The organism is Halothiobacillus diazotrophicus, assembly GCF_001663815.1.
GTDB lineage: Bacteria > Pseudomonadota > Gammaproteobacteria > Halothiobacillales > Halothiobacillaceae > Halothiobacillus > Halothiobacillus diazotrophicus.
The window spans coordinates 2,535,091-2,559,410 of sequence record NZ_CP016027.1 but is presented as its reverse complement, the minus strand read 5'-3'; the positions used below and the strand labels follow the sequence as shown (position 1 = coordinate 2,559,410).

General features: G+C 61.9%; 25 protein-coding genes. 13 read left to right on the top strand and 12 right to left on the bottom strand.

The window, feature by feature from the left end:
- Positions 1–105: 105 nt before the first annotated feature.
- Entirely contained in the window at positions 106–666 is a 561-nt protein-coding gene (gene ampD / locus A9404_RS11440) for a 1,6-anhydro-N-acetylmuramyl-L-alanine amidase AmpD (protein ID WP_066101717.1), read from the bottom strand.
- 159 nt (positions 667–825) lie between these two features.
- Here ampD and A9404_RS11435 point away from each other — a divergent pair, with 159 nt between their 5' ends.
- The 3 genes from A9404_RS11435 to A9404_RS11425 all read left to right on the top strand — a co-directional run bounded on the left by A9404_RS11435 (position 826) and on the right by A9404_RS11425 (position 3,212).
- A complete protein-coding gene (locus A9404_RS11435; RefSeq protein WP_066101715.1) occupies positions 826–1,482 on the top strand; it encodes a TetR/AcrR family transcriptional regulator in 657 nt (218 codons plus the stop codon).
- Positions 1,483–1,607: 125 nt separating this feature from the next.
- A complete protein-coding gene (locus A9404_RS11430) occupies positions 1,608–2,141 on the top strand; it encodes a carboxymuconolactone decarboxylase family protein (protein WP_066101713.1) in 534 nt (177 codons plus the stop codon).
- A gap of 126 nt (positions 2,142–2,267) precedes the next feature.
- Entirely contained in the window at positions 2,268–3,212 is a 945-nt protein-coding gene (locus A9404_RS11425; protein WP_066101711.1) for a DMT family transporter, read from the top strand.
- A 15-nt stretch (positions 3,213–3,227) separates the two neighbouring features.
- Here the strand turns inward: A9404_RS11425 and A9404_RS11420 are convergent, their stop codons facing one another.
- From A9404_RS11420 to A9404_RS11410, 3 genes are read right to left on the bottom strand one after another with little or no spacing between them, the layout of a single operon-like run.
- Positions 3,228–4,112 carry an ABC transporter ATP-binding protein gene (locus A9404_RS11420; protein ID WP_066101708.1) on the bottom strand — a complete coding sequence of 295 codons (885 nt, stop codon included), beginning with the start codon at positions 4,110–4,112 and terminating at the stop codon, positions 3,228–3,230.
- Between the two features lie 4 nt (positions 4,113–4,116).
- Positions 4,117–4,956: a nitrate ABC transporter permease gene (gene ntrB / locus A9404_RS11415; RefSeq protein WP_066101705.1), complete on the bottom strand. Its 840-nt coding sequence runs from the start codon at positions 4,954–4,956 to the stop codon at positions 4,117–4,119.
- 1 nt (position 4,957) lies between these two features.
- Positions 4,958–6,334, bottom strand: coding sequence for an ABC transporter substrate-binding protein (locus A9404_RS11410; protein WP_066101701.1), 1,377 nt, complete (start codon positions 6,332–6,334; stop codon positions 4,958–4,960).
- Positions 6,335–6,666: 332 nt separating this feature from the next.
- On the opposite strand from A9404_RS11410, the gene A9404_RS11405 reads away from it, so the two are divergent.
- Positions 6,667–8,346 (top strand): sigma-54 interaction domain-containing protein, encoded by a 1,680-nt coding sequence (locus A9404_RS11405; RefSeq protein WP_066101699.1) that lies wholly within the window; start codon positions 6,667–6,669, stop codon positions 8,344–8,346.
- 262 nt (positions 8,347–8,608) lie between these two features.
- Here the strand turns inward: A9404_RS11405 and A9404_RS11400 are convergent, their stop codons facing one another.
- The 3 genes from A9404_RS11400 to A9404_RS11390 form a co-directional block, all read right to left on the bottom strand.
- Complete coding sequence (locus tag A9404_RS11400) at positions 8,609–8,947, bottom strand: DUF2173 family protein (RefSeq protein ID WP_066101696.1); 339 nt, start codon at positions 8,945–8,947, stop codon at positions 8,609–8,611.
- A 9-nt stretch (positions 8,948–8,956) separates the two neighbouring features.
- On the bottom strand, positions 8,957–9,298 hold the full coding sequence (locus A9404_RS11395; RefSeq protein ID WP_066101694.1) for a DUF2173 family protein: 342 nt from the start codon (positions 9,296–9,298) through the stop codon (positions 8,957–8,959).
- A gap of 77 nt (positions 9,299–9,375) precedes the next feature.
- Entirely contained in the window at positions 9,376–9,750 is a 375-nt protein-coding gene (locus A9404_RS11390) for a DUF2173 family protein (protein ID WP_066101691.1), read from the bottom strand.
- Between the two features lie 768 nt (positions 9,751–10,518).
- Between A9404_RS11390 and coxB the strand changes: the two genes are divergently transcribed.
- The 9 genes from coxB to A9404_RS11345 all read left to right on the top strand — a co-directional run bounded on the left by coxB (position 10,519) and on the right by A9404_RS11345 (position 19,548).
- The gene (gene coxB, locus A9404_RS11385) at positions 10,519–11,652 is read left to right on the top strand and encodes a cytochrome c oxidase subunit II (RefSeq protein ID WP_066101688.1); all 1,134 of its coding nucleotides are present in this window, start codon (positions 10,519–10,521) and stop codon (positions 11,650–11,652) included.
- Positions 11,653–11,672: 20 nt separating this feature from the next.
- The gene (gene ctaD, locus A9404_RS11380; RefSeq protein ID WP_066103300.1) at positions 11,673–13,313 is read left to right on the top strand and encodes a cytochrome c oxidase subunit I; all 1,641 of its coding nucleotides are present in this window, start codon (positions 11,673–11,675) and stop codon (positions 13,311–13,313) included.
- A gap of 150 nt (positions 13,314–13,463) precedes the next feature.
- On the top strand, positions 13,464–14,195 hold the full coding sequence (locus tag A9404_RS11375) for an SURF1 family protein (RefSeq protein ID WP_066101685.1): 732 nt from the start codon (positions 13,464–13,466) through the stop codon (positions 14,193–14,195).
- The gene (locus A9404_RS11370; protein ID WP_066101682.1) at positions 14,183–14,782 is read left to right on the top strand and encodes a hypothetical protein; all 600 of its coding nucleotides are present in this window, start codon (positions 14,183–14,185) and stop codon (positions 14,780–14,782) included. The genes A9404_RS11375 and A9404_RS11370 overlap by 13 nt, the downstream gene beginning before the upstream one ends.
- Before the next feature lie 88 nt (positions 14,783–14,870).
- On the top strand, positions 14,871–15,791 hold the full coding sequence (gene cyoE / locus A9404_RS11365; RefSeq protein ID WP_066101679.1) for a heme o synthase: 921 nt from the start codon (positions 14,871–14,873) through the stop codon (positions 15,789–15,791).
- 102 nt (positions 15,792–15,893) lie between these two features.
- Positions 15,894–16,805 carry a cytochrome c oxidase assembly protein gene (locus tag A9404_RS11360; protein WP_066101676.1) on the top strand — a complete coding sequence of 304 codons (912 nt, stop codon included), beginning with the start codon at positions 15,894–15,896 and terminating at the stop codon, positions 16,803–16,805.
- 9 nt (positions 16,806–16,814) lie between these two features.
- Complete coding sequence (locus A9404_RS11355) at positions 16,815–17,459, top strand: SCO family protein (protein ID WP_066101674.1); 645 nt, start codon at positions 16,815–16,817, stop codon at positions 17,457–17,459.
- 56 nt (positions 17,460–17,515) lie between these two features.
- Positions 17,516–18,541: a PepSY-associated TM helix domain-containing protein gene (locus tag A9404_RS11350; protein ID WP_066101671.1), complete on the top strand. Its 1,026-nt coding sequence runs from the start codon at positions 17,516–17,518 to the stop codon at positions 18,539–18,541.
- Positions 18,538–19,548 (top strand): COX15/CtaA family protein, encoded by a 1,011-nt coding sequence (locus A9404_RS11345; protein WP_066101669.1) that lies wholly within the window; start codon positions 18,538–18,540, stop codon positions 19,546–19,548. Before A9404_RS11350 ends, A9404_RS11345 begins: the two co-directional genes overlap by 4 nt.
- Here A9404_RS11345 and A9404_RS11340 read toward each other — a convergent pair.
- The 5 genes from A9404_RS11340 to A9404_RS11320 form a co-directional block, all read right to left on the bottom strand.
- Positions 19,511–19,978, bottom strand: a complete 468-nt coding sequence (locus tag A9404_RS11340; protein ID WP_197490342.1) for a CopD family protein — start codon at positions 19,976–19,978, stop codon at positions 19,511–19,513. The two genes, A9404_RS11345 and A9404_RS11340, sit on opposite strands and share 38 nt — an antisense overlap.
- 102 nt (positions 19,979–20,080) lie before the next feature.
- A complete protein-coding gene (locus A9404_RS11335) occupies positions 20,081–20,938 on the bottom strand; it encodes a sulfurtransferase (RefSeq protein ID WP_066101666.1) in 858 nt (285 codons plus the stop codon).
- A gap of 36 nt (positions 20,939–20,974) precedes the next feature.
- The gene (locus tag A9404_RS11330) at positions 20,975–22,414 is read right to left on the bottom strand and encodes an FAD-dependent oxidoreductase (protein ID WP_066101663.1); all 1,440 of its coding nucleotides are present in this window, start codon (positions 22,412–22,414) and stop codon (positions 20,975–20,977) included.
- 82 nt (positions 22,415–22,496) lie between these two features.
- Entirely contained in the window at positions 22,497–23,639 is a 1,143-nt protein-coding gene (locus tag A9404_RS11325; RefSeq protein ID WP_066103294.1) for an acyl-CoA dehydrogenase family protein, read from the bottom strand.
- Between the two features lie 54 nt (positions 23,640–23,693).
- Positions 23,694–24,257 carry an OsmC family protein gene (locus A9404_RS11320; protein WP_066101661.1) on the bottom strand — a complete coding sequence of 188 codons (564 nt, stop codon included), beginning with the start codon at positions 24,255–24,257 and terminating at the stop codon, positions 23,694–23,696.
- Between the last annotated feature and the right edge of the window lie 63 nt (positions 24,258–24,320).

Here is a 24,320-nt window from a genome sequence, read left to right as displayed (position 1 = left end):
ACGTTCAGCGGACAGTATGCCGAGGAATCATGACTTCGGGATAAACGAACCCGCCCTGACCGAAGCCAAGGACCAGAAGCCAAGAACCACAAGCCAGAAACTATCTTAAGCCAGACTCAGACCGGACGGCAGATAATTGGCCAGTCGTCCCCAGTCGAACGCCGGCCCAGGGTCGGTCTTGCGCCCCGGGGCGATCGCGCTGTGTCCGCGGACGTCCCGCAGGCTCGGATAGCGTTGCTTCAGGGCAGCCAACACCTGCGTCAGCTGATCGTACTGAACCGAAGTATAAGGATGCGTATCGGTGCCCTCCAGCTCGATGCCGATGGAAAAATCGTTGCAGCGGGTGCGATCGCCCAGCCGAGATTCGCCCGCATGCCAGGCCCGCCGGGTAAAGGGCACGAACTGGACCATGCTGCCGTCGCGGCGGATCAGCAGGTGTGCCGACACCCTGAGCCCGGCGATTTCCGCAAAATAGGGATGACCGGCCGGATCGAGTTGTCCGAGAAACAGCTGCTCGATGGCCGGTCCGCCGAATTGCTCGGGGGGCAACGAGATACCATGAATGACCACCAGGGTCATCGCCATGTCGGGCGGGCGATCGTCGCAATGCGGGCTATGGACATAGCGCACGCCACTCAATGTTTCGGTTTTCGGATCGACAATCATCTGTTGCTCCCTGCCTTGTTGCTGGCGTCGCGTGCGAAAAAAATTACCGCCGGGCCCGCATGGGGTCAAGCCACGAATGTTCGCGGTGCGACTTGCCAAAATACCGGACGGAGACTAAGATCATTCCAACATACATACCGGTCGGTATCTAAACGATCCATGAACCAGACAGCACACGAGACGCGCAGCACGCCCGCCCCGGACGAGCCCCGGGATCAGACGCCCGACATCAACCGGGAAAAGATCCTGCAGTCGGCCGCCAGCGAGATTCATCGCTGCGGTTTCCAGGCGGCCAGTATCGCCAAGATTCTCTCCGACACCGGACTGACCAAGGGCGCGCTGTACCATCACTTCCCCTCCAAGCAGCAGTTGGGGCTGGCCGTCGTGGACGAGGTCATCCTTCCCAGCCTTGCAGAACGGATACTGGATCCCCTTCGCCACGCCGAAAGGCCGGTGGAGGCCCTGCTCGACTACCTGCAGTTCCGCCGGGAGACCATGACCGACGAATCGATCCGGCTGGGTTGCCCGCTGAATAACCTGACGCAGGAAATGAGCCCCCTGGACGATGACTTCAAGGCGCGCCTCAACGAGATTCTCCAGACCTGGCAATCCGTCATCGAACAGGCCCTGGTCACGGGTCAGGCCCAGGGCCAGATCCGTCCGGACGTCGATTGCGGCAGCGCGGCGCTGTTCATCGTTTCCGCCTGGGAGGGTTGCTGGGGCATGGCCAAGAACCGCCAATCGGTGGCCGTGTTCCAGCAATGCCTTTCGCAGTTACGCAATTACGTGCTGAATCTTGGGCCGCATAGCGGCTGAGACGGCACCAACCAACCCGGGGAATCGCGCCCAAGGAGTCGCGATTTTTTTTGGGCACGCGTCATACCGAATGGTCGGTATGACAGTTTTATGACCGATACGCAGTTGAACACAGGAGAGCCGTCATGTCTTTGATCTCAACCGTCCCCCCCGAACAGGCGACCGGTGCACTGGCCGAAAGCTACGACCAACTCAAGGAAAGACTGGGCTGGGTGCCCAACATCATGCAACTGATGAGCGCGAGCCCGGAGCAGCTCCGCATGAATCTGGAGGTCCTCGGGTACTTCTTCAACCACCCCACCCTCAGCCTGCCGCTGCTGGCGACCACGCGGATGCTGGTCTCGCAGGCGCATCACTGCGACTACTGCGTGGACTTCAATGCCGCCCTGCTCATCAATCGCTGCGAACAGACCCCGGAGCAGGTCGCGGCGACGCGACAGGATCCCAATCAGGCGATCCTGGATCCCAAGGACAAGGCGATGCTGCTGTTCACGCTCAAGTCCGTGAAAACCCCGCTCGCGGTGAACGCCGACGATATCGCCGCCCTGAAGGCGCTCGGCTGGACGGATCGCGACATCTTCGACGCCGTGGCCCACGCTGCCCGCAACGTCTCGGCCGACATCATCTTCAACACCTTCAAGGTCGAGCGGGATTTCTGATCTAAGCTAGGCTTAGACGGGCGACGACAGGATCGCTCGCCCGATTCCGGACGCCAGCACCCTGTCGCTGGCGTTTTTCGTCCCTTGCATTACCCACCAACGATCCGACTCATAGGGAGTCCCCTGATGAACCTCTTGCCCGTTTACGCCATGGTGATTGCCGCCACCTTTTTCGGCGGGGCCAATTTCGTGCTGGCCGGCATGATCCTGCCGGAAATTTCGACCGGCTGGGCGGCGGCGCTGCGCTTCCTGCTGGGGGCACTGTTCCTGCTGCCCATCATTCTCTGGCAACGCGCGCCCATCCTGTCGCTGATTCGCCGGCACTGGCTGGCCTATCTCATTCTCGGCGGGGTGGGCATCACCGGGTTCAACCTGCTGTTCTTCGATGCCATGAACACGACCAGCGCCGACAATGCGGCCCTGATCATGGCCACCAATCCCCTGCTGACGACGCTTCTGGCAGCCCTGATCCTGCGCGAACAGGCCACCGTCCGGCAGCTCATCGCCCTGCCCATCGCCCTGTTCGGCGTCACCATCGTGATTACCGAAGGCGATCTCCGGCACCTGCTGAGTCTCAAGGTAGTCGACGGCGACTGGCTGATGCTGGGCGCGGACATCGCCTGGGCGCTGTACAACGTGCTGAGCCGGCGGCTCATGCCCAAGGAAAGCAACGCCCTCGTCAATACCACCCTCGTCATGGGCGCCGGCGCCCTGATCCTGACCAGCGGTGCCTTCATACACGCCGGTCCGATCCACATGCCCAGCGCCGAAGCGGCCCTGGCGCTGGCCATCATGGTCATCGGCGGCACCGTCGGCTTCTATCTGTTCTGGAACATCGGCATCCAGCGTCTGGGATCGGGACGCACGGCCATCTTCATGAATCTCGTCCCCGTGTTCGCCATGCTCACCGGCATCGCGCTCGGCACCCTGCCGACGATGGCGCAACTGGTGGGCGGCGCGATCGTGCTCGGCGGGTTGAGCATCACCATGATTCCGAACCGGAAAAAAGAACGGCCGACGGAGGTCGCCGACCGGGATCGTTTCCCCACGGAGCTGGAACCGGGGGATTAGATAACTGCCGGGTGATCAGCCGACTTCCGCCATCGGCGATTCCGCCGGCGCAGTCGGACGAACCAGGGGCGGATGCATGGGATCGTAGCCCTCGGGCAGATGCCCCTCCGCAATCCGCTTGGAACGCGTCACGAGGAAATCCACCAGATGATTGCGCAGCGGGTAGAAATCCGGCTCGTGGTGGATGATCGAACGCAGACGCGGTCGCGCCAGCGGGTTCTCCACGATTTCGGCGATCTTGGCCTCGGGTCCGTTCGACATCAGCACGATCTTGTCGGCAAGCAGAATCGCCTCGTCCACGTCGTGGGTGATCATGAACACCGTCTGCTGGGTGGCCGAACAGATCCGCACCAGTTCGTCCTGAATCACGCCCCGGGTCAGGGCGTCGAGCGCCCCGAAGGGCTCGTCCATCAACAGCATTTTCGGCTCGATGGAAAAAGCTCGGGCGATCCCCACCCGCTGCTTCATACCGCCGGACAGCTGATGCGGCTTCTTGTGCAGGGCGTGGCCCAGCCCCACGAGATCGAGGTACTTCTCGCATTGGGTCTGAACCTTGCCGCGCGACCAATCCGGCCAGCGCGACGAAACCGCGAAAGCCACATTCTCGATCACGGTGAGCCAGGGCATCAGGGCGTGGCTCTGGAACACCACGCCGCGATCCAGGCTCGGCCCGGATACCTCGCGCCCGTTCATGAAGACGTTGCCGGCCGTGGCGGAATCCAGCCCGGCCAGCACGTTCAGGATCGTCGATTTCCCGCAGCCGGAGTGGCCGATGATGCAGACGAACTCCCCCTTCTCGAATCCGAAATGGATGTTCTCGAATACGGTGACGTCCGCGCCACCCCCGACCCCGGGGAAGACCTTTTTCAGTCCTTCGACTTTGAGGAAAGGCTGGCTCATTCAATCACTCCTGATAGGTCACAAGTTTGGCGATGGCACCGAGAATCATGTCGAGGATCATGCCCACCGCCCCGATCACGAAGATCGCGAAGATCACGTTCGACAGATCCAGGTTGTTCCACTCGTTCCACACGAAGTAGCCGATCCCGGTGCCGCCGACGAGCATTTCCGCCGCCACGATCACGAGCCAGGCGATGCCCATGGAAATCCGCATGCCCGTCAGGATGGTCGGCGCCGCGGCGGGCAGGATCACTTTGAAGGCGGTGCGCACGGGGTTTACCTCAAGCGTTCTCGCCACGTTGAGCCAGTCCTTGCGCACCGAGGCAACGCCGTGGGCCGTGTTGAGCAGGATCGGCCAGATCGAGCTGATGAAGATCACGAAGATCGACGAGAACGACGCGTCCTTGATGGTGTACAGCGCCAGCGGCATCCAGGCCAGGGGCGAGATCGGTTTCAGGATCTGGATGTACGGATGCATGGCCTTGCGCATCAGCGGCGACATGCCGATGACGAACCCCAGCGGGACCCCAATCACGATCGCCAGCAGAAAACCCACCAGCACCCGGCCCAGGGAGTAAGCCAATTGCAGGCCGACCCCCTTGTCGTTCGGCCCATTGTCGTAGAACGGATTCGACAGGTTGGTCATGGCGGTATGCCAGACCATCCCCGGCGACGGGATGCCCGACTTGGCCGGCGACGCCCCGCCCATCAGCGCGGCGTAGGCCGGATCGGCGTAGGTGGTCTGCGACTGCTCCGGCAGGGTCGCCAGATGCCAGATCCCGATGAATGCGGCCAGAAAGATCAGGGAAACGATCACGGCGCGCAGGTTGAGCGACAGCGGCATGTCAGGTTCTCCGGATGGCAAAGGACTCGAGGTATTCGGTCGGCTTCGACGGATCGAAGGTCTTGCCCATGATCACGTCCTTTTTGTAATTGGTTTCCGGCGCGGTGAAGCCCAGTTCGGCCATCTTCTTGCGAGCGTCCGTCGCGAGGAACACCTGCTCGGCAACCGCCTTGTAGTCGATATCCTTCTTGATGTAGCCCCAGCGCTTCATCTGGGTCAGCATCCACACGGCCATGGAGTCCCAGGGGAACGGATCGAAGTTGATGCGGTTCGGATCGTCCTTCACGTGGCCCAGACCGTCGGCATACTTGCCGAGCAGCACCTGATCCAGGATGACCTTCGGCTGGTTGAGGTACTTCGGCCCGCCGATCGCTTCGGCCACGGCCGGCCGGTTCTTCATGTCGGAGCAGTGCATGGTGGAAGTCAGGATGGCCCGGAACAAGGCGGCGAAGGTGTTGGGGTTCTCGGTGACGAACTTCTGCGAGACGGAGAGCGAACAGCAGGGATGGTTGTTCCAGATCTCGCTCGTCAGCATGTGGATGAAACCGACGCCGTGGTACACCGCCAGCTGGTTGAACGGCTCGGCCACGATAAAGCCGTCGATGCTCTCGGCACGCAAGTTGGCCACCATGTCCGGCGGCGCCATTACGCGCAGCTTCACGTCCTTGTCGGGATCGAGGCCGTTCTCGGCCAGGTAGTAGCGCAGCAGGAAGTTGTGCATGGAGTAATCGAAGGGGATCGCGAAGGTCATGCCCTTCCATTGCTTGGGATCGCGCTTGTCCTTGTGCTTCACGTGCAGGGTGATGGCGTTGCCGTTGATGTTCTCGATGGCCGGCATCATCATCGGGCTCGGATCGGCACCGACGCCCAGGCTGATCGACAGCGGCATGGGCGCCAGCATGTGCGCGGCGTCGAACGCGCCGGACAGCGTCTTGTCGCGCACCACGGCCCAGCCGGCGGTTTTCTGCAGGGTGACGGAGAGGCCCTGCTTCCCATAGAAGCCCAGGGGGTCGGCGGCCACCAGCGGCGTGGCGCAAGTGATCGGCAGGAAGCCGATGTTCAGCTTCGTCTTCTCCAGCGCGCCGGCACCCTCGGCGGCCAGGGCCTGGGCCGAGGCCAGCGGGAAGATCGACGACAAGGCCGCCATGGCCGTACCGGCGCCCACGGCCTTGAGGAAGGCACGACGCGTTTCGTCATGAGGGAAGATCGCCCGAACCAGGGTGGATTCGATGACCCGGTTCAATCCGGCCTCTTCGTCCTGCGGCACGGCCTGGGCCACACGCTCGGCATCGTGCTCGGCCTGACTCTTGTGCTGGCCGCAGGAGCATCCGCCCTTCAGTCGGATGGCGGAATCAAAGGGATTTTTAAATGCAGACATGGGCGATCTCCCGGGGTAACAAGTATGCGAATAGGTAGTTGGCACTAGGGACAACGCAAGCCCCATGCCAAACAAGCCCCAGTTGCAAACTGCCCCGAAAAAGATCAGGAAATGCCGGCCGCCAGCAAGGAATGACGCGCCATCGGCGGACAATGCACCAATATGGCGCACGCCAGACCGCCTAACGAGGAAAATCGGTGCGCTTGCGCGCCTGCCAATCGCGCCTGAACCCCGCCGCACATTGTCGAACAATGTTCTACAAAGCACCGGACAGATTGGCGCACATTTTGCGATGTATCGGGAAAGCCCCTCGACGCCCCGGAGTCCGCATCATGACCCTGACCGCCATCAAGAATCTCGAAACCGATACCGATATCGAGGATGTCGAACTCCTCATCATCTACGAAGCCTCCCGACTGATGACCCACGGGGGTTCGCCGGACGAAGCCATCAACGGCATCCTGCGCCTGATGTCGCAGATGATCGGCCTGAACCGTGGCCGCGTCGCGCTCAAGGACCCGGGCGCTGAAACCATGAGCATCCGCTACGCCTATGGCCTCACGACGCCGGAACGGGAACGCGGTCATTACGTGATCGGCGAAGGCGTGACCGGCCGCGTGATGCAGACAGGCCAGGTCGCCGTGATCCAGAACATCGACGACGAACCCGTCTACCTGACACGCGCGGTCGAGCGTCGCACGCTCCCCCAGGAAACGGTGGCCTTCCTCGCCGTGCCCATCGTCCACAATGACGCCCGACTCGGCGTGCTGGGCGCCCATCGCCTTCGGGGGCGCAAACGCCCCTTCAGCCGGGACATCACCCTGCTGCGCGTACTGGCGACCCTGATCGCGCAGATCCTGAGCCTGAACCGAGTCATCGCGGAAAAAACCGCCCTGCTGGCCGACGAGAACCGCGCCCTCAAACAGGCGTTGGACCAGCAGACGGAGGTCACCCACGGCATCCTTGGCGAAAGCCCGGCCCTGCGGCATGCACTGCGCCAGGCCCTGCACGTCTCGCCGACCCAGGCCACGGTGCTACTGGCTGGCGAATCCGGCACGGGCAAGGAGCGCTTCGCCCGCATGGTGCACATCACGAGCCAGCGCCGCGACGGCCCCTTCATGGCCATCAACTGCGCCGCCATCCCCGAGGCCCTGCTCGAATCCGAACTCTTCGGCCATGAGAAAGGCGCGTTTACCGGCGCGGTGGTGCGCAAGCAGGGGATCATCGAACTGGCGAACCACGGCACGCTGTTCCTCGACGAAATCGGCGATCTCGCCCTCGACCTGCAATCCAAACTGCTGCACGTGCTGGAGAAACAGGCCATCAAGCGCGTCGGCGGCACGCAGGACATTCCGGTCAACGTGCGCATCATCGCGGCCACCCACAAGAACCTGCAGAAGGCCGTAAATGAAGGGCGGTTCCGGATCGACCTCTTCTACCGGCTCAACGTTTTCCCGATCCATCTGCCCCCATTGCGCGAACGGGCGGGCGACGTGCGTCACCTCGCCCGGCATTTCCTGCAGACGGCCAACCACGAATTCGATCGCAACACCGTATTCGGCATGGGCGTACTGGAGCGCCTGGAAAGCTACAACTGGCCAGGCAACATCCGCCAGCTCGAGAACGTCATCAAGCGCGCGGTGCTCGTGGCGCAGAACCGCGAGATCACCGTGGACGACGTCATTCTGATCCTCCAGCACGAGGCGCATATCGGCGAACACCTGGAAGCCGGCACCCAGCAGAAAATCATCCCGCCGCCCGCGCCGGTCATGCCCGCTGCATCGGCGCCTGCGATGCCCCTGTTCGATCCCCGGCCGAACGTCGCCCAGCGCAGCTATGGCTGGGTGCGCGCCGACGAGGGGCAAAGCCTGCTCGACGCCCTGCGCCTGACCGGCGGTAACAAGACCCGCGCGGCCATGACCCTCGGCATGACGCCACGCCAGTTCCGCTACCGCCTGGAGCGACTGGGATTGCTGGATAAACTCCCTCCTTCGGGCACGCCAGCCGTTTAGGGCAATCCCCAACAGAGTCGACGGACAAAACCCCACAGGGAAGGTAATACCGGCACGAACGTGCCTTGGGATTTCATTCGACATGAGCGCCCTGAAATCGCCAGGGGCGGCGTATCGGGTGCCAAAATAAGGAAAGCCTGCTTGCATCCGTTGAATGCAAGCAGGCGAATCATGAAGCGGGCGGTGGATGAAGACGGCGCGGCAAGCGTTCGGTGTTGGTCTCTATATGCCAGCGCCACATCGTGCGCTCGACCATCCACCCCTACATGTTGACGAACGCGTCCCGGACCTCCTGAATGAAGTTGTGATTCACCTTCCGGTTATCGACCACACAGGCCAGATTGCCCCAGCCATAAGCCGAGAACATCGGGCCATGCACGGCCCAGCCGTCGACCGGGTTCCACCGGGTGGACGGGGCAAAGTGGGCAAACTGGTCGACCATGCCCTGCAGCATGCGCATGTAGTCATTGGCGAAACGGGACAGGCGCTTGGCTTCTTCAATCGGCATGTCGCCATGGACGGCCATCGGTTCCGGATTCAGCCCCTCACTGAACACGACCACGGCCAGGACACCCTCAATGTTCTTCAGTTGCTTGATCATGTGCCCTCCTCAGCCAGCAAGGGCTCGAAAGGCCTTGTCGTAATCGGCGCCGTGGTTGATCAGAACGATTGCCTGATGGCCCCGGCTGACGACCGACACATCGACGCAGACGAAGGTGAATCCCTCGACGGGATGAAAGCCTTTGAGATCGCTGGATTTTTCCCATCCGGTCGCCTGCATGTTGCTGATCGCCATATTGGCGACACAGATGTGCGCCAGCAGCCCGAGGGTTGATTCGTCGAGTTCATGGTTGCCGGGCTTGATATCGGATTCGATGAGCTCTCCGGTTTGCGAAAACGTGAACCCAGCAATTGCGCCGGGAACTTGGGTCAATTCACTCATTGTGGCCATGATGGTGCTCCTTGGTATGTCCGCTCTACGGTTATGCTTTTGGCCTGAAGTCCGCTCATGAACAGGCCATGTCTGGATTAGATGAGATTGTCTTTTGCGTTCCTTTTCTCGTTGAGCATGAAGTGAAGAACTTCGTTCAGGGAGCCGTCACGATTCTTGAGGATGCAGAAGGAATCCGAAACAACGCATACCGTCGTTTGTGCGCCATGCACGACCCACCCCTTCGCGGAGTGAAGACCGCAACGATCATTACCCGGTTTATAGGCGGTGAGCGCTTGAAGCATATTGCCCTGCATTCGAACCGTTCGCAGGTTTGCGACACATAGAGACGACAATTGCTGCGCCTCTTTCTGGCTCAACTGGCCCACATATTTAATTACTTCACCCTTATAGGTGAAACTCCCTGCGGCAATGACTCCTGGCATCTCCGCAAGTTTGCCAATGTAGTGCATATCCTATCTCCAGTTTGTGATTCATATCACGCCACAATAGTAGCCAATGCCCAAAAGATTACCTATCAATTATATCAATTCTACTGGCTATTAGGTTTATATACCCCAGACGACCAACCGCACCCGATAAAATGTTTTTTGAATCCACCAACCCTCTGCATTGTGACTTGTCGGGATTATCCCCGAGAGGAACACGCAGACCACTTTCCGAAAAACGACACCGCAGGCAATCACGGAAAACATTACGAAACAGTATGTTAAAAAATTAAAATCAGCGAACCCACCCAGCGGAATCTCGACAAGAAACCGTATAAAGCAGACTCGCCTCAGAAATATAGCCCCGAAAAACCCACGCAGAAACACAACGGAAAAGCTGAATCCGTCATAAATAAAACCGTAACACCCGCACAAGTGCCAGCACAAACCCCAGCTCAAACCCCGGGCAAACCAGGGCAAACCTGGGCAGAATCAGACAGACAAAGATCCATTAGAAGTTGATTATTGTCTGATGCAGAATAACCACACATTAAATACAGTTATTCATCCATAAGAATATTATTCTATTTAAATAGTCTTGCAAACTAACTTTAGTAATTAACGATATACAAAATTAAAATAGCAATGCTCAATATTTTTATTGACAATTTTCTTCAACCCGAATGTAGAATGATTTCGTTTTATCGCGGACAGCACTTGCCGCGACCCGAGGAATTAATAATTAGTTTTTGCATTGCTCGATAAGTTCGAATAAATCGAAAAGGAGTCAGGATGGTAAAGCGATTAATACCGCTGGCTTTGACGCTAATCACGTCAATTACGCCAGCAATAGCCGCAGAGCAGGACCCGTTCAGTTACAACATGCCCTATGGGGTGACATCTACCAGCTATGATGCGTTCGATCTGCACATGCTGCTGTTCTGGGTCTGCGTACTCATCGGCGTGGGCGTGTTTGGCGTCATGGCGTGGTCGCTCATACGACATCGCCGCTCACGCGGTGCCGTGGCCGCCCAATTCCACGAGCACACCACGATCGAGATCATCTGGACCCTGGTCCCCGCCCTGATTCTGATTGCCGTGGCGGTTCCTGCGACCATGGCACTGGTCGCGGCAAATGCCCAGCCCCCCAAGCCTGACGTGATCGTGGATGTCCATGGTTCACAATGGAAGTGGCATTACAAATATCCTGATCAGGACATTGCCTTCTTCAGCAACCTCGCCACTTCCAGCCGCGACGCCAGTCAGCTGGGCGCCAAGGAATCCCCTGCCAGCGCACCGTATTACCTGCTGAACGTCGATCACCCGATGGTCGTCCCTGTCGGCAAGACCGTGCAGATCCGGGTGACCAGCGACGATGTCATCCACTCCTGGTGGGTGCCGCAGCTGGGCTTCAAGACAGATGCGATCCCCGGAAAAATCAACAACATGACCTTCGTCGTCAAGAAAGCGGGCACGTACCGCGGGCAATGCGCCGAGCTATGCGGCGCCGGACATGCCTTCATGCCGATCGTGGTGAAGGCGGTCACGCCAGCGGCATTTGCCGAATGGGTGAACAAGGAAAAGGCGGCCGCAGCCGCATCCAAGGCCGAAGCAGCCGGACCGTGGGACATGAAAACTGCCATGGCACAAGGCGAGAAGGTCTATGGCTCGATCTGCGCCGCCTGTCACCAGGCCAACGGCCAGGGCATCAAGGGCACCTTCCCGGCACTCGACGGCATGAAGCTATCCGTCAAGGACCACATCCATATCGTGGTTCATGGCAGCAAGAAGAATCCGGTCATGCAAGCCTATGGCAAGCAGTTGAGCGATCGCGACATCGCCGCCGTCATCACCTACGAACGAAACGCCTGGAGTAACCACACCGGGGATCTCATTACGCCGAAAGAAGTGGAGGCCGCACGATGAATCAAACAGCCGAACAGGTCATGCAGAACACGGCTGCAGGCGCTTCAATCGATCACGTGGGCCACGCCCATGACGATCACGCCCATCATGGGCCGCGCAAGGGTTGGCTTCGCTGGCTGTTGACCGTCAACCACAAGGACGTGGGGACCATGTACCTGGTCCTCAGTCTGGTGGGTCTGATGGTGGGCGGCATCATGGCGCTGATGATCCGCGCCGAGCTGTTCCAGCCCGGCATGCAGCTGATGCAGCCGCAATTCTTCAACGAACTGACCACCATGCATGGTCTGACCATGATCTTCCTGGCCATCATGCCGGCGCTGACCGGTCTGGCTAACTGGATGGTGCCGCTCCAGGTCGGGGCCGACGACATGTACTGGCCGCGGGTGAACAACTGGGCGTTCTGGGCCATGCCGCCCGCGGCGCTCATCCTCTGGAGCACCTTCTTCATGCATGGCGGCGCGCCGGCCGGCGGCTGGACCTTCTACCCGCCGTTGTCCACCACCTACGGGCCGGAGTCGATCGACTGGATGATCGTCGCGATCCACATCATGGGGATCTCCTCGTTCTTCGGCGCGCTGAACATCATCCTGACCATTCTCAAGCTGCGCACGCCGGGCATGAAGCTGATGGACATGCCGCTATTCACCTGGTCCTGGCTGATCACGGGCTTCCTGCTGCTGCTGGCCATGCCGACCCTGGCAATTGCCGCCACCATGGTGCTGTCGGATCGTCACTGGGGGACGCACTTCTTCGCGGCCAACGGTGATCCCGTGCTGTTCCAGCACATCTTCTGGTTCTTCGGTCACCCCGAGGTCTACATCATGATCCTGCCGGCCTTCGGCGTGATCTCCGAGGTGGTTCCGGCCTTCGCCCGCAAGCCGATCTTCGGCCGCAAGTCGATGATCTACGCCATCGCGGCAATCACGTTCATGTCGACCATCGTCTGGGCGCACCACATGTTCACCGTGGGTCTGCCGGTCTGGGGTCAGCTGTTCTTCATGTACTCGACCATGCTGATTTCGATCCCGACGGGCATCAAGATCTTCAACTGGGTTGCCACCATGTGGCGCGGTTCGATGACCTTCGAGGCACCGATGCTCTGGGCGATCGCGTTCATCATCCTGTTCACCATCGGGGGTTTCTCCGGACTGATGCTGGCCGACGTACCGGCGGACTACCAGTATCAGGACACCTACTTCGTGGTAGCGCACTTCCACTATGTCCTGGTGAGCGGTGCCCTGTTCGCCATCTTCGCCGGCGTGTACTACTGGCTGCCCAAGTGGTCCGGCCGCATGTACAACGAGCGACTGGCACAGTGGCACTTCTGGCTGTCGGTCATTTCCATGAACGTCACTTTCTTCCCGATGCACTTCGCCGGGTTGGCGGGCATGCCGCGCCGGATTCCGGACTACGCGATCCAGTTCACCGACTTCAACATGATCTCCAGCGTGGGTGCCTTCGTGTTCGGCTTCTCCCAACTGCTGTTCATCTGGCTGCTCATCCAGACGATACGCAGCGGCAAGCCGGCACCGGTACGTCCCTGGGATGGTGCGCGCGGACTGGAATGGGTGCTTCCGTCACCGATGCCCTATCACACGTTCACCACCCCGCCGACGGCGAAGCAGATCCATGACGAGGGTCCGCAGGCCTACGAGAAGTGACGGTATTGGAGGAATGCCTGCCAGCCCGGGCGAACCACAGCCCGGCGTCCGGAGCAGATTCCGCCAACCGTTTACACAGGCCATGGCAAGGAGTCAGGCACATTGAAGTCTTTTTTTGCCGAAATGCCGGACTGGATTAGGGGGAACGGGATGCGTTTTCGTCCCGCACGGGTTCAGACCGTGGTGACTGTCCTGCTGTTGCCGTGCTTCATCGCGCTCGGCGTCTGGCAGATGCACCGCGCTGCCGAGAAAAAGCAGTTGTTCGCGGCGGAGGCGGCGGCCGAACAGGCCGCACCGCAATTGCTCGACGCCGCGAGCACAGGCAAGCCCTCGCTGCATGCCCAGGCGCAGGGTCGGTACGACACGCATCACCTCTTCCTGCTGGATAACCGGGTGCGTGACGGTCGGGTGGGGTATTTCCTGCTGGCGCCCCTGCAACTCGGTGGGGCGGGGCCGAATACCAAGGCCGTGCTGGTCAATCTCGGCTGGGTTCCCCAGGGCGAGAGTCGACAGAAACTGCCGAAGGTCTCGGTGCCGGAAACGCCCCAAACTGTGACGGGATTGGCGCTGACCCCGGACGCTCCCCCATTCCATCTGACGAATCGGCAGGAATTTGCTTCCGGCTGGCCGAAAGTCGTGCAAAACGCACAACCCGGCCAACTGGAGAAGGCGCTGGGGTATTCGTTACTGCCCGTCGTGCTGTACCCGGACGGATCGGAGGTGGCCAAGGATCGCAATCGATCCATGCACGCCTTCGGACCCTCTCGCCACTACGGCTATGCCGCCCAGTGGTTCGGGTTCGCGGCGATTCTGGTCGGTATCTACCTTTTGCATGGATTCAAGAGAGCAAAAATCGGAGAAGAAAAACAATGGAAGGCGTAAGCAGCATGTTGCCTCAGCGCAAGATCCCCATCGTCGCCAGCTTGCTGGTGATTTTCGGTCTGCCCCTGCTGATGGCGTGGTTTGTCTTCAATTACTACGGCGATACGTTCCGGGGCGGCCTGGAACACGGCGAACTGATCACGCCGGTCAGGCAACTCGACCCGCCCCCGATGCACAACCTGCAGGGCGGGATGGTGTCCGCCGATCTGTTTCGCGGCAAGTGGACGCTGCTCTATCGCGCCCCGGACGGCGGCAACGCCAATGCAGACGGCGCGATTAGCGCCTGTAACGCAGATTGTCTCGCTCTGATGGACACCCTGCGACGCGTGCGCATCGCCCAGGATCGCTCGATGCGTGAGGTGCAGCGCGTGCTGGTTCTGCCGGCGTCCGCCGCCCAGGTTCCGGGCATCGCGGATCAGTTCGACAAGGGTCTGAACGTCGTCACGGCAACGGACTGGCCGCTGCAGGCGGGATCGGTTTATCTCATCGATCCCCAGGGATTCGTGGCCTTGCGTTATCCCCCGGGTTTCGAGCCGACCGGACTGCTCAAGGACCTGAAGCGCCTGCTCCGTTTGGCGGGCAAGTGATCCACGAAGAGTCCCTATGCCGGATTCGATCAGAACAAAACACAACGCCGCTCGAAAGCGGTAGTACCAGACGAAGGGGAGCCATCCAATGACAACAGTCCGTACCGAAAGCCTGACCCTCGCGCCGCCCTCCGCTTGGCGCTGCTATCTGAAACTGTGCAAGCTCAAGGTCGTCTCGCTGGTCGTATTCACGGCCCTGGTGGCCATGGTGCTCGCGTCGCCACCGGGCAATCTGCCCTGGGTCACCGTATTGGCCGCCACCATCGGGATTGCGCTCGCGGGCGCCTCCGCTGCGGCATTCAACCATATCGCCGATCGCGATATCGATCAGGTGATGGGCCGCACGCAGAATCGGCCCCTGCCCAGCGGCAATATCTCCCGAACTTCGGCCACGGTATTCGCCACCACGCTCGGCGCCCTGGCCATGCTCATCCTCTGGACGATGGTCAACCCGTTCACCGCCGTGCTGACGCTGCTGACGCTGATCGGCTATGCCGTGGTCTACACCCGTTACCTCAAATGGATCGGGCCCCAGAATATCGTGCTGGGCGGGGCATCCGGCGCCGCGCCGGCCATGCTCGGCTGGAGCGCGATTACCGGAACGATCGGCTGGGAGGCGTTTGCCCTCTTCCTGATCATCTTCGTCTGGACCCCGCCGCACTTCTGGGCCCTGGCGGTAGCGCGTCGCGAGGAATACGCCAAGGCCGGCGTACCGATGCTGCCGGTGACGCATGGTGTCCCCTACACCAAGCACAGTATCTTCGCCTATGCCCTGTTCCTCATCCCGGTGAGCTACCTGCCGGTCACCGTGGGACTGAGCGGCCCGTTCTACCTGATCGGCGCGACCATCCTGGGCGGCATGTTCGCCGTTCGTGCCTACAAGCTGATGTATGTCGACAGCGATCAGCTGGCCATGCGCCTGTTCGGCTTCTCGATCACCTACCTGACCCTGCTGTTCGCCCTGTTGCTGGTCGATCATTACCTGCCGGTCCATGGCTGGGCCTGGTAACCGGACCGGTACGATTCCCATGAAGCCGGGCGAATTCAGCCATCAGGCACCGATCCGGAATCCGGCGCGCCCGGATCGGGACATGAGCAGGGTGACCGATCGGTGCTAGACCCCCTCTACCATCAGCTGAGCACCCTTGCGGCATTCCTGCTGCCGTACGAATTCTCCCCGACCGTGCTGACCGTCTGCCTGCTCGCCGGCTGGCTGTACATTCGCGGCCTGCGTCGCCTGAGGCGTCGACCGGGTTGGGGGGCCCTGCTCTTCGGGATCGGGCTCGTGAGCATCTATCTCGTCCTGCAGACCCAGGTGGACTACTACGGGCGGTTCAGCTTCTTCATTCACCGACTGCAACATCTGGTGCTGCATCACCTGGGACCGTTCCTGATCGCGGTGTCCGCCCCGGCACCGATCCTGGAAGCCGGCCTGCCCCTGGCCATCCGTAGTCGTATCGTCGATCCACTCGTGCAGAGCCCGCTGATCCGCGGGCCGTTACGGGTGATCCAGCAACCCTTTGTCGCGGGATTTTTGTTCGTCGCCATCATCTATTTCTGGCTGGAGCCGGACATCCACTTCTACGCCATGCTCAGCCTGCCGCTTTACAACACCATGAACTGGGGCATGGCCATCGACGGGCTGCTGTTCTGGTGGATGATCTTCAACCTGCACCGGCCCGGCGAACCGGTCGCACGCCATTACGGGGTGCGTCTGCTGGTGCTCTTTCTGGTGATGTTTCCGCAGATCGTGCTGGGCGCGTACATCGCTCTGAGTCCCACGGACCTGTTCAGCATTTATGCCTTGTGCGGCCGCGTGCTGCCCATCGGCGAAATGGAGGGACAACATCTCGGGGGCCTGGTGACCTGGATCCCGGCGGCCATGATGAGTGTACTGGGGGCATTGGTGCTCCTGGTGAAATGGACACGAAGGGCGCAGGCCAGCGCGCCGGCGAACGACCCTGTATTTCCTGACCCTTGGCGCGAAGCGGAATCGCCCAAGAATCCGATCGCTGCATCCTGAGGAGAACCTATGCTTTCGACTGGCCTTCACATCCGTTCCGCTGCCCGGATCATTGTCCCTGCCCTGGTTGCCCTGTTGCTTTCACTGACGCTGTCAGGCTGTGGCGGCAAGAAACCGGTCCAATGGCATGCCACGGACATTTCCGGGGTGATGGAACCGCTGACTTTCCACCTCACCGACGACACCGGTAAACCCGTCACCGGCGAGGACTATCGCGGCAAGGTGGTCATGCTGTACTTCGGCTATACCTTCTGTCCGGATGTGTGCCCGCAGACCCTGACCCGGCTGGCCACCGCCCTCAAGGCACTCGGGAAGAAGGCCGAGCATGTTCAGGTGCTGTTCGTCTCGGTCGATCCCAACCGCGACACGCCCAAGGTTCTGCGCGAATACGTCAAGTATTTTTCCCCACGGATGCTCGGACTCACCGGCACTCAGGACCAGCTGCAGGACGTGACCAAGCGGTATCGCGTGGCCTACAGCTACGGCAAGGGCTACCCCGACAAGAACACGTACTACGAAGTCAATCACAGCGCCTCGATCTACATTTTCGACCCCCAGGGCAAGGCGCGGCTGCTGGTCGATCAGCAGGAAACCAGTGCGCAGATCGCCGCCGATCTCAAACAACTGATCGCCGAATCCTGGCCGGGGCAGTAATCTGCCGTTTCGATCGACCGCCTCAGTGACCACGCGTGAATTCAGCATCTGACGACATGAGCCGCCTTCAACAACCCGCCACGAAAGCGCGCCCGACCTGGGTATTCCGCCTGCACGTCTGGCTCGGGGCGCTGCTCCTCATTCCGGTGACCCTGGTCGCGCTCTCCGGCGTGGGGCTGGCATTCGCCCGGGAATTCGAGCGCGTGCTCGCCCCCGATCTGTGGACCGTCTCGGCACTCGGCGAAGCCCAGACGCTGACACCCGCAGAAACACTGCAATTCATCCATCACGCCCGCCCCGAGGATCGCCTGCTGCGGCTGGAAATGCCCGACCGGCCGCAGGACACGATCGTGGCCACCGTGCGGGATTCCCAAGGGCAGGCACAGGAACTCTTCATCGATCCGTACCGGCAACGGATCGTCGGGCAACGTGCGGCCGATACCGACCCCGTGTACTGGCTGGGCCAATTCCATCGATCGCTCAGCCTTGGTCTACCCGGGCGGATCCTCGTGGTGCTCTCGTCACTGGGCGTGATCCTGCTGTTCCTCTCCGGGCGTCTCTGGCGCCGTCGCCGCATGGATGGGCGTACCGTGGCGCTGCACCCTCGACTGGTGGCCATCGCCGCCGGGCTGTGGCTGATCTGCGCCGGCACGGGCGTGCTCGCCGTATTCGCCGGGGACTCCTTCAACCCCCTGCAACCGCCCAGCCAGGCACTGTTTCAGCCCACGCAGGATCTGACCGGTATCTGCGACGCCCAGCAGGTTGATCTGATCTGGTGGCGGGCCGATGGCACCGCCCTGGCCCGATGCGTCGCCCCCGGCAGCGTCGGGCCCTTCGGCCGGAGCTATCGCAGCGGCCCCCGGGAATCGGCCGGACTTTCCGCGGGCGACTGGCTGGCCGCCCTGCACACCGGCGCGATATTCGGCATCGGCGGGCGCGTACTCTGGTTCTGGGGCGTGCTGCTGCTGCCCTTTGCGATGCTCGCGGGCCTGCTGGCCTCGCGAGGCCGGGCACGGCGGGCAGCCCGGAAACCGGACATGACCCGACATCAGATGATTGAACTGGGAGACACCAAAGCGTGAAACGACTGAAACAGCTGCGCATCATGGCCATCGTGACGGTACTGGCCGTGCTGTTCCTGATCTGGGTGGGCAGCACCGTGCGGGCGACCGGGGCCGGCATGGGCTGCCCGGATTGGCCGACCTGCTTCGGCCGCATCGTGCCGCCGCTCAGCGAGGCCGACCTGCCGACCGATTACCGGCAGACCTACGCCCGGCTGGGTTACGACAAGATGCGTTTTGATCCGGTCAAGACCTGGACCGAATACCTCAATCGCCTGACGGGCTCGCTGATCGGCCTGCTGTCGATCCTGACGCTGGTGCTCGCCTTCCTGGCGCGCCGTCACGACGCCCGGCTGCCCTGGCTCGCGGGCGGGGCCTTTTTCCTGGTGGGGCTCAATGGCTGGCTGGGCGCGGTCGTCATCGAGACGAATCTGCATGCAGCGGTGGTCACCACCCACATGATGCTGTCCTTCGGCGTGATTCTGCTGTTGGTCGCCCTGGTCGCGCGGACCTTGCCGACATCCTGCGGCATCGCCGCGGACATCAAGTCACGCTGGTTCCCCGCCCTGCCGCTCGCCACCCTGGTGACCCTGGTACAGACCGGCCTCGGCGCTCAGGTGCGCGAACGCGTCGATCAGATCGGCACGACCGTTGGAGGGCTGCCTGTCGGCACGCACTGGCTGGAGAACATCGGCCCGGTACTGAACATCCATATCGCCGGGGCAGTAGCGGTCGTCCTGGTCAATCTCTGGCTGATCGCGCGGCTGGTCGGCGCCGGGGCGCTGGTGAAACGCGCGCTGGTCGCTCTTGCCCTGATCGTGCTCATCCAGATCCTGCTCGGTCTCATCCTGATCACGCAGAATCTGCCGACCCTTGCCCAGCCGCTCCACCTGTTGGGCGTCGCGATGTTGTTTACCGTTCAGGCGTTCCTGTTGCTGATGCCGACCCGATCCGGCCAAGAAGCGCCCGTGACCTCGCCCGCCGGATCACTCAGCCCAATACGGGTCGAGCCACACCAACCACAGTGATCAGAATGCCCAGCAGCAGATTGGTGGCAATAATCCGGCGGATCGGCACCATGGCCGCTGCCGCATCGGGCCAGCGCTGCTCACGCACGGCGCGATGCAGTCGCCCCACCAGCACGAAGGCGAGCCAGGCGAACAGGATGATCATCACCCAGCCGATGACCTGCATCGCCACGAGATAGCCCGGTCCCGGCAGACCGCCGAACCGGATGTAGAGATCGGCATAGCCCGTCACCACCAGCGTGGTGACGAACACCCAGACCCAGGGGAAGAACCGGGCGAATACCGCGCTCCACAATTGCAGGCGCGGCGGCGGCTCGAGCATCGTGCTCACCGGTCGCAGCACCATGAAGGCAAAGAAAATGCCGCCGATCCAGAGGATGGCGGCGAGGCTGTGCAGAATCGAGATCAGCGCATTCATCAGGGCGAACATCGGGGCATTCCTTGGTAGTCCATGTCGGATGACGTAAAACGGAAGGACCGAGTATGGCGCGCCGCCCGGCATTTGCAACCGGAACGGGGCGCCCGCAGCCCGTCAGGCTGCGGCGTAGGGCAGACCTTCCTCAATCGGCAGTTCGGGATCGCGCGACCACTCGTTCCAAGAACCGAAATACAGCTTCACGTTCTCGACGCCCGCCGATTTCAACGCGACCAGGGTGTTGGATGCCCGCGCGCCCTTGAAGCAGTACAGGTACACCGGCGTGTCCTTGGTGATGCCCACGGTCGCGCATTCGGCCAGCACTTCCTCGGGCGCCTTGAACATCGGTACGGAACCCGGCTTCATCAGGCGATACCACTCGATCCAGACCGCGCCCGGCAGGCGACCCTTGCGGGGGCAGAAGTCCTTGCCGTAGGGCGAAGAGCTGGTACCGATCCATTCGTCGATGTCGCGCACGTCCAGCAGGACGGGGCCGTCGCCGCCGAGCGCCGCCAGCACTTCCTCCTTGCCGATCATCAGATCCGTGCCGGTGTCTTTCAGCGGGAAGGCCGCCGGGGTCGGCGTCGGTACCTCGGTGCTGACCGGCAGCTTCTCCGCCAGCCAGGCCTGATAGCCGCCGTGGAGAATCTTGACCTTCGGGTAGCCGAGATAGCTCAGCAGGAAGTAGCCGCGGCAGGACATGCCGAAACCGGTATTCATCGCATCCTCGTAGATCACCGCGGTTTCCGCACCGGAAAGCCCTGCCTTGCCGAAGGTTTCGGCAAACTTGGTCTTCAGCTCGGCCAGGCCCTCCGGCGTCGAGGTCGCCAGGAAGGTGAAGATGTCGTGAATGTTCACGGCACCGGGGATATGCCCGGCGGCATAGGCATCCGGGTTGCGGGCATCGATCACGACGGTCGGCTCGGCACCCATCAGGGTGTTCAATTCGGCAGCGGTCAACAGAACTGAGCTCATGGCGATTCTCCTCAAAGGATGGTCAGGGGTGGGGGGTCAGGCAGCGGAAACCAGGGAAGATGCGGCAGCGATCAGGGTGCCTTGCAGGCCGTCGCTCTGCGTGACGCAGCGACCGGTCAGCGCATAGCCGGCCAATTGCTGCTGCACCAGAAAATCCATGCGGCAATCGGCACCATCGGCACCATCGGCACTTTTCTCATGCCAGCCGCCGAGGTCGGCAACGCTGAGGTCCGGCGGGCAGAGATTGAGCGGCAGGCTCGGCGTCTTCACGCGGATGGCGACCGGCAGCCGTTCGAACGGGCGATACTCGCCGCAGAGCGTGGCGGCCACCGTCTCGGCCTGTCGGCGGATCGGTTCGATGTAGAAGTAACTGCGGCCGTCGACTTCGGCGCAGTCGCCCACGGTGAAGATATGCGGGTCGCTGGTGCGCATGTCCGCCGCCGTCGCGATGATCCCGCGGTTCACCCGCAGGCCAGCCTTCCGGGCCAAATCGACGTTGGGCACGAGGCCCATGGCCGAGATCACGAGGTCCGTCTGCAGCGCGCCGCCATTGTTCAGCAGGGCCAGATAGCGACCGTCGTGTGGTTCCAGGGAGGCCAGACTCACGCCGGGCATGAAGGCGATGTCCTTGGCCTTCAAGGCTGCCAGCAGACGGGCGGCCACGGGCGGTGGTGCCAGGCGGCCCAACAACTGATCGCCAATATCGAGCAGGGTCACGGCATGACCGCCGGCCCGCAGATCTTCGGCCAGCTCCACGCCGATCAGGCCCGCGCCGATCAGCGTGACGTGCTTGGGCCCGCCCTCGAGGCGTTCGCGCATCCGCCGATAGCTCGCGAGATCGTTGACCCGCAGAATCTCCTCGGCTGCCTCCCCGCCGAAATCGCGCCGGCGTTGGCTGGCACCCAGGGCCAGCACGAGCTCTCCGTAATTCACGCTGCCGCGCGGCGTCACCAGTCGGCGCGCCTCGGGCTTGATCGACATGATCCGGGTGAGCGCCTGCAGGGTCATGTTCAGCGACTTGGCCTTCACCGCGCCGGACATCTCCACGAGCTCGTCCGCGCCGCGCCCCTGGCCGATCGCCATCGACAGGGCCGGCTTGGGATAGACGCAACCGTCGTCGGCGGTGATCAGGGTGATCGGCCGATCCGGATCCCGCGCCCGGATCTGCTCAGCCACCGTCCAGCCGGCCACGCCGCTACCCACGATCACCACGGCATCCGATCCGCCCACCTGCCCTTTGGCCCGGCGCGGCCGCGCGGTCGGGGCACTGGCGGCGCGCTGGGCGGCATATTCGTCCAGGGTAATGAAATCGGCCTTGGTCACGCCGCACAACGGGCAGGACCAATCGTCCGGAATATCCTCGAAGCGGGTGCCGGGCGCGATACCGCTGTCCGGGTCTCCCTCCTTCTCGTCGTAGATCCAGCCGCAGACCGTGCAGATCCAGCGCGGTTTTTCGGCATCCGTATTCGTCGTCATGATGGCTCCAGTCTCTCCCCGGTTCGGTCCCGAATCCGCGAAGGGCTCGGGAGGGTTTCCACCAAGGTTGGTCGTTGTAATGTCAGGCGGCGGCCAACACATCCAGCTCCTTGCGCAGGTGCTTGATGGCCGGCGTCACGATGGCGACGAAGTAGGCCTCGCGCAGCTTGCGTTGTGCCGGGGCGTCGTGCAGGTAGCCGCTGGCGCCCGTGTGCAGCATCGCCGCGTTCGCCGCGCGCAATGACAGCTCCGAGCCGAGCAGCCGTGCCTCGAGCACGCTGCGCATGAAGTCCTTGTCCGTGTTGAACACGTCTCCTGCCAGGGCTTCGATCAGCTCGCGGGCATCCTCGAGTTCCTCGCGCAATTCGTCCGGACGGTCGTCGAGATAGCAGTTCACGTGGGCGAAACGGGGTTCGACCGCTTCGCACAGATTGATGCAGCCCTCGATCACCCCCGTCGCCATGCCGGTCTGCAGCAGCACGAAGCCGGCCTTGATCTTCTTCAGGTAGGGCAGCAACGGATCGCCGAGCACATGGCTCTTGGGCACGCGCACATTGTCGAACGACAGTGCGTAAGTCCCGGTGCCCTCCATGCCGCAGAACTTGGCGAGCTGCTTCAGCTCCATGCCCGGCCAGCTCGTGTTGACCATCGCCATCACGTCGCGCGGGTTTTCCCCGCCCACCTTGAAGATGGAGCCAAACCAGTGGTCGACCCCGAGATTGGAAACCCAGGGCAGCGTGCCGTTCAGGATGAAGGCATCCTCGGTTTCCTCGGCCGAGATCAGCAAGGGCTCGATCCCGGCCAGATATTTCATGGGATTGGACAGCGCCGTGCCGCCCAATGCCTCGCCGGAAGCCAGCTTGGGCAACAGCGTTTCCTTGAGGTATTCGTTGCCGGACATCTCGATGTACCAACAGGCCACATCCTGCGCCCACACCATGAATCCGGTGGACATGCACTCCTGGGAAACGATATCCATGGCCGTCAGCGCTGCCTGGATATCGACCGTACCGCGCCCGTTCTGCGACGGCAGATGCTGCCGGAACGTACCGGCCGCACCCAGGGCCCGCAGCACTTCGGCCGGGTAATAGCCCTCGTCGATCTTCAGGGTCAGCGGCGCCAGCGTCTCCCGCACCACCGCACGAATGGCATCGAAATCGGGCGCGCTGCCCTGTCCAGCGACCGGAGCGGTCGTCGGCGCGGGTGCGGTGATCGAATCAACCATGTTCATGATGTGCTTCCTCAAAAAAACAGCGATCGCCCGGCGACCGAAAGCGGGTTACAGCAGATCGCAATCCAGCGCGACGGGACGGGTCATCGTGTTGGCCACCGGCGACCACTTCTTCGCATGCTGCAGCAGCGCGTCCTTGGCTTCGTCGGTCATCGGCTCGAGGGTTTCCATGTCGAACTTCACGCGGATCGCGGTGAAGCCCAGTGGCTTGTTCTCGTCCAGATCGCCGGTACCCCAGACGGCCGTAACGTTGATGTCGCCTTCCAGATGCAATTCGAGCTTGGTCAGCTTGATCCCCTGTGCGGTGGCGTTGGCATGCACGCCCACGGCGAGGCAGGCGCCCAAGGCGGCCAGCAACGCTTCGGAGGGGTTCGGTGCGGTGTCTTCGCCCAGCAGATGCGGCGGCTCGTCGACGATCACCGGATCGAGGCTGCGGATATAAGTGAGGTTGCGGAACTGGCCTTCGCAAACGGTCTTGGCTTTCAGGGTCACGACGTTATTGGGATTGGCACGACCTTTTTCGCCGAGGGCGGCCAGACCCTGCTTGTCGATTTCACGCAGGGCTTGGCGAACGCAGGCGGGGGCAACGGGCTCTTGGAATTCGGTAGACATGAGACTTCTCCGGTCAAAGTGATCAAAGGGTTTATCGGACGAATACCCCATTGCATCGTCCGT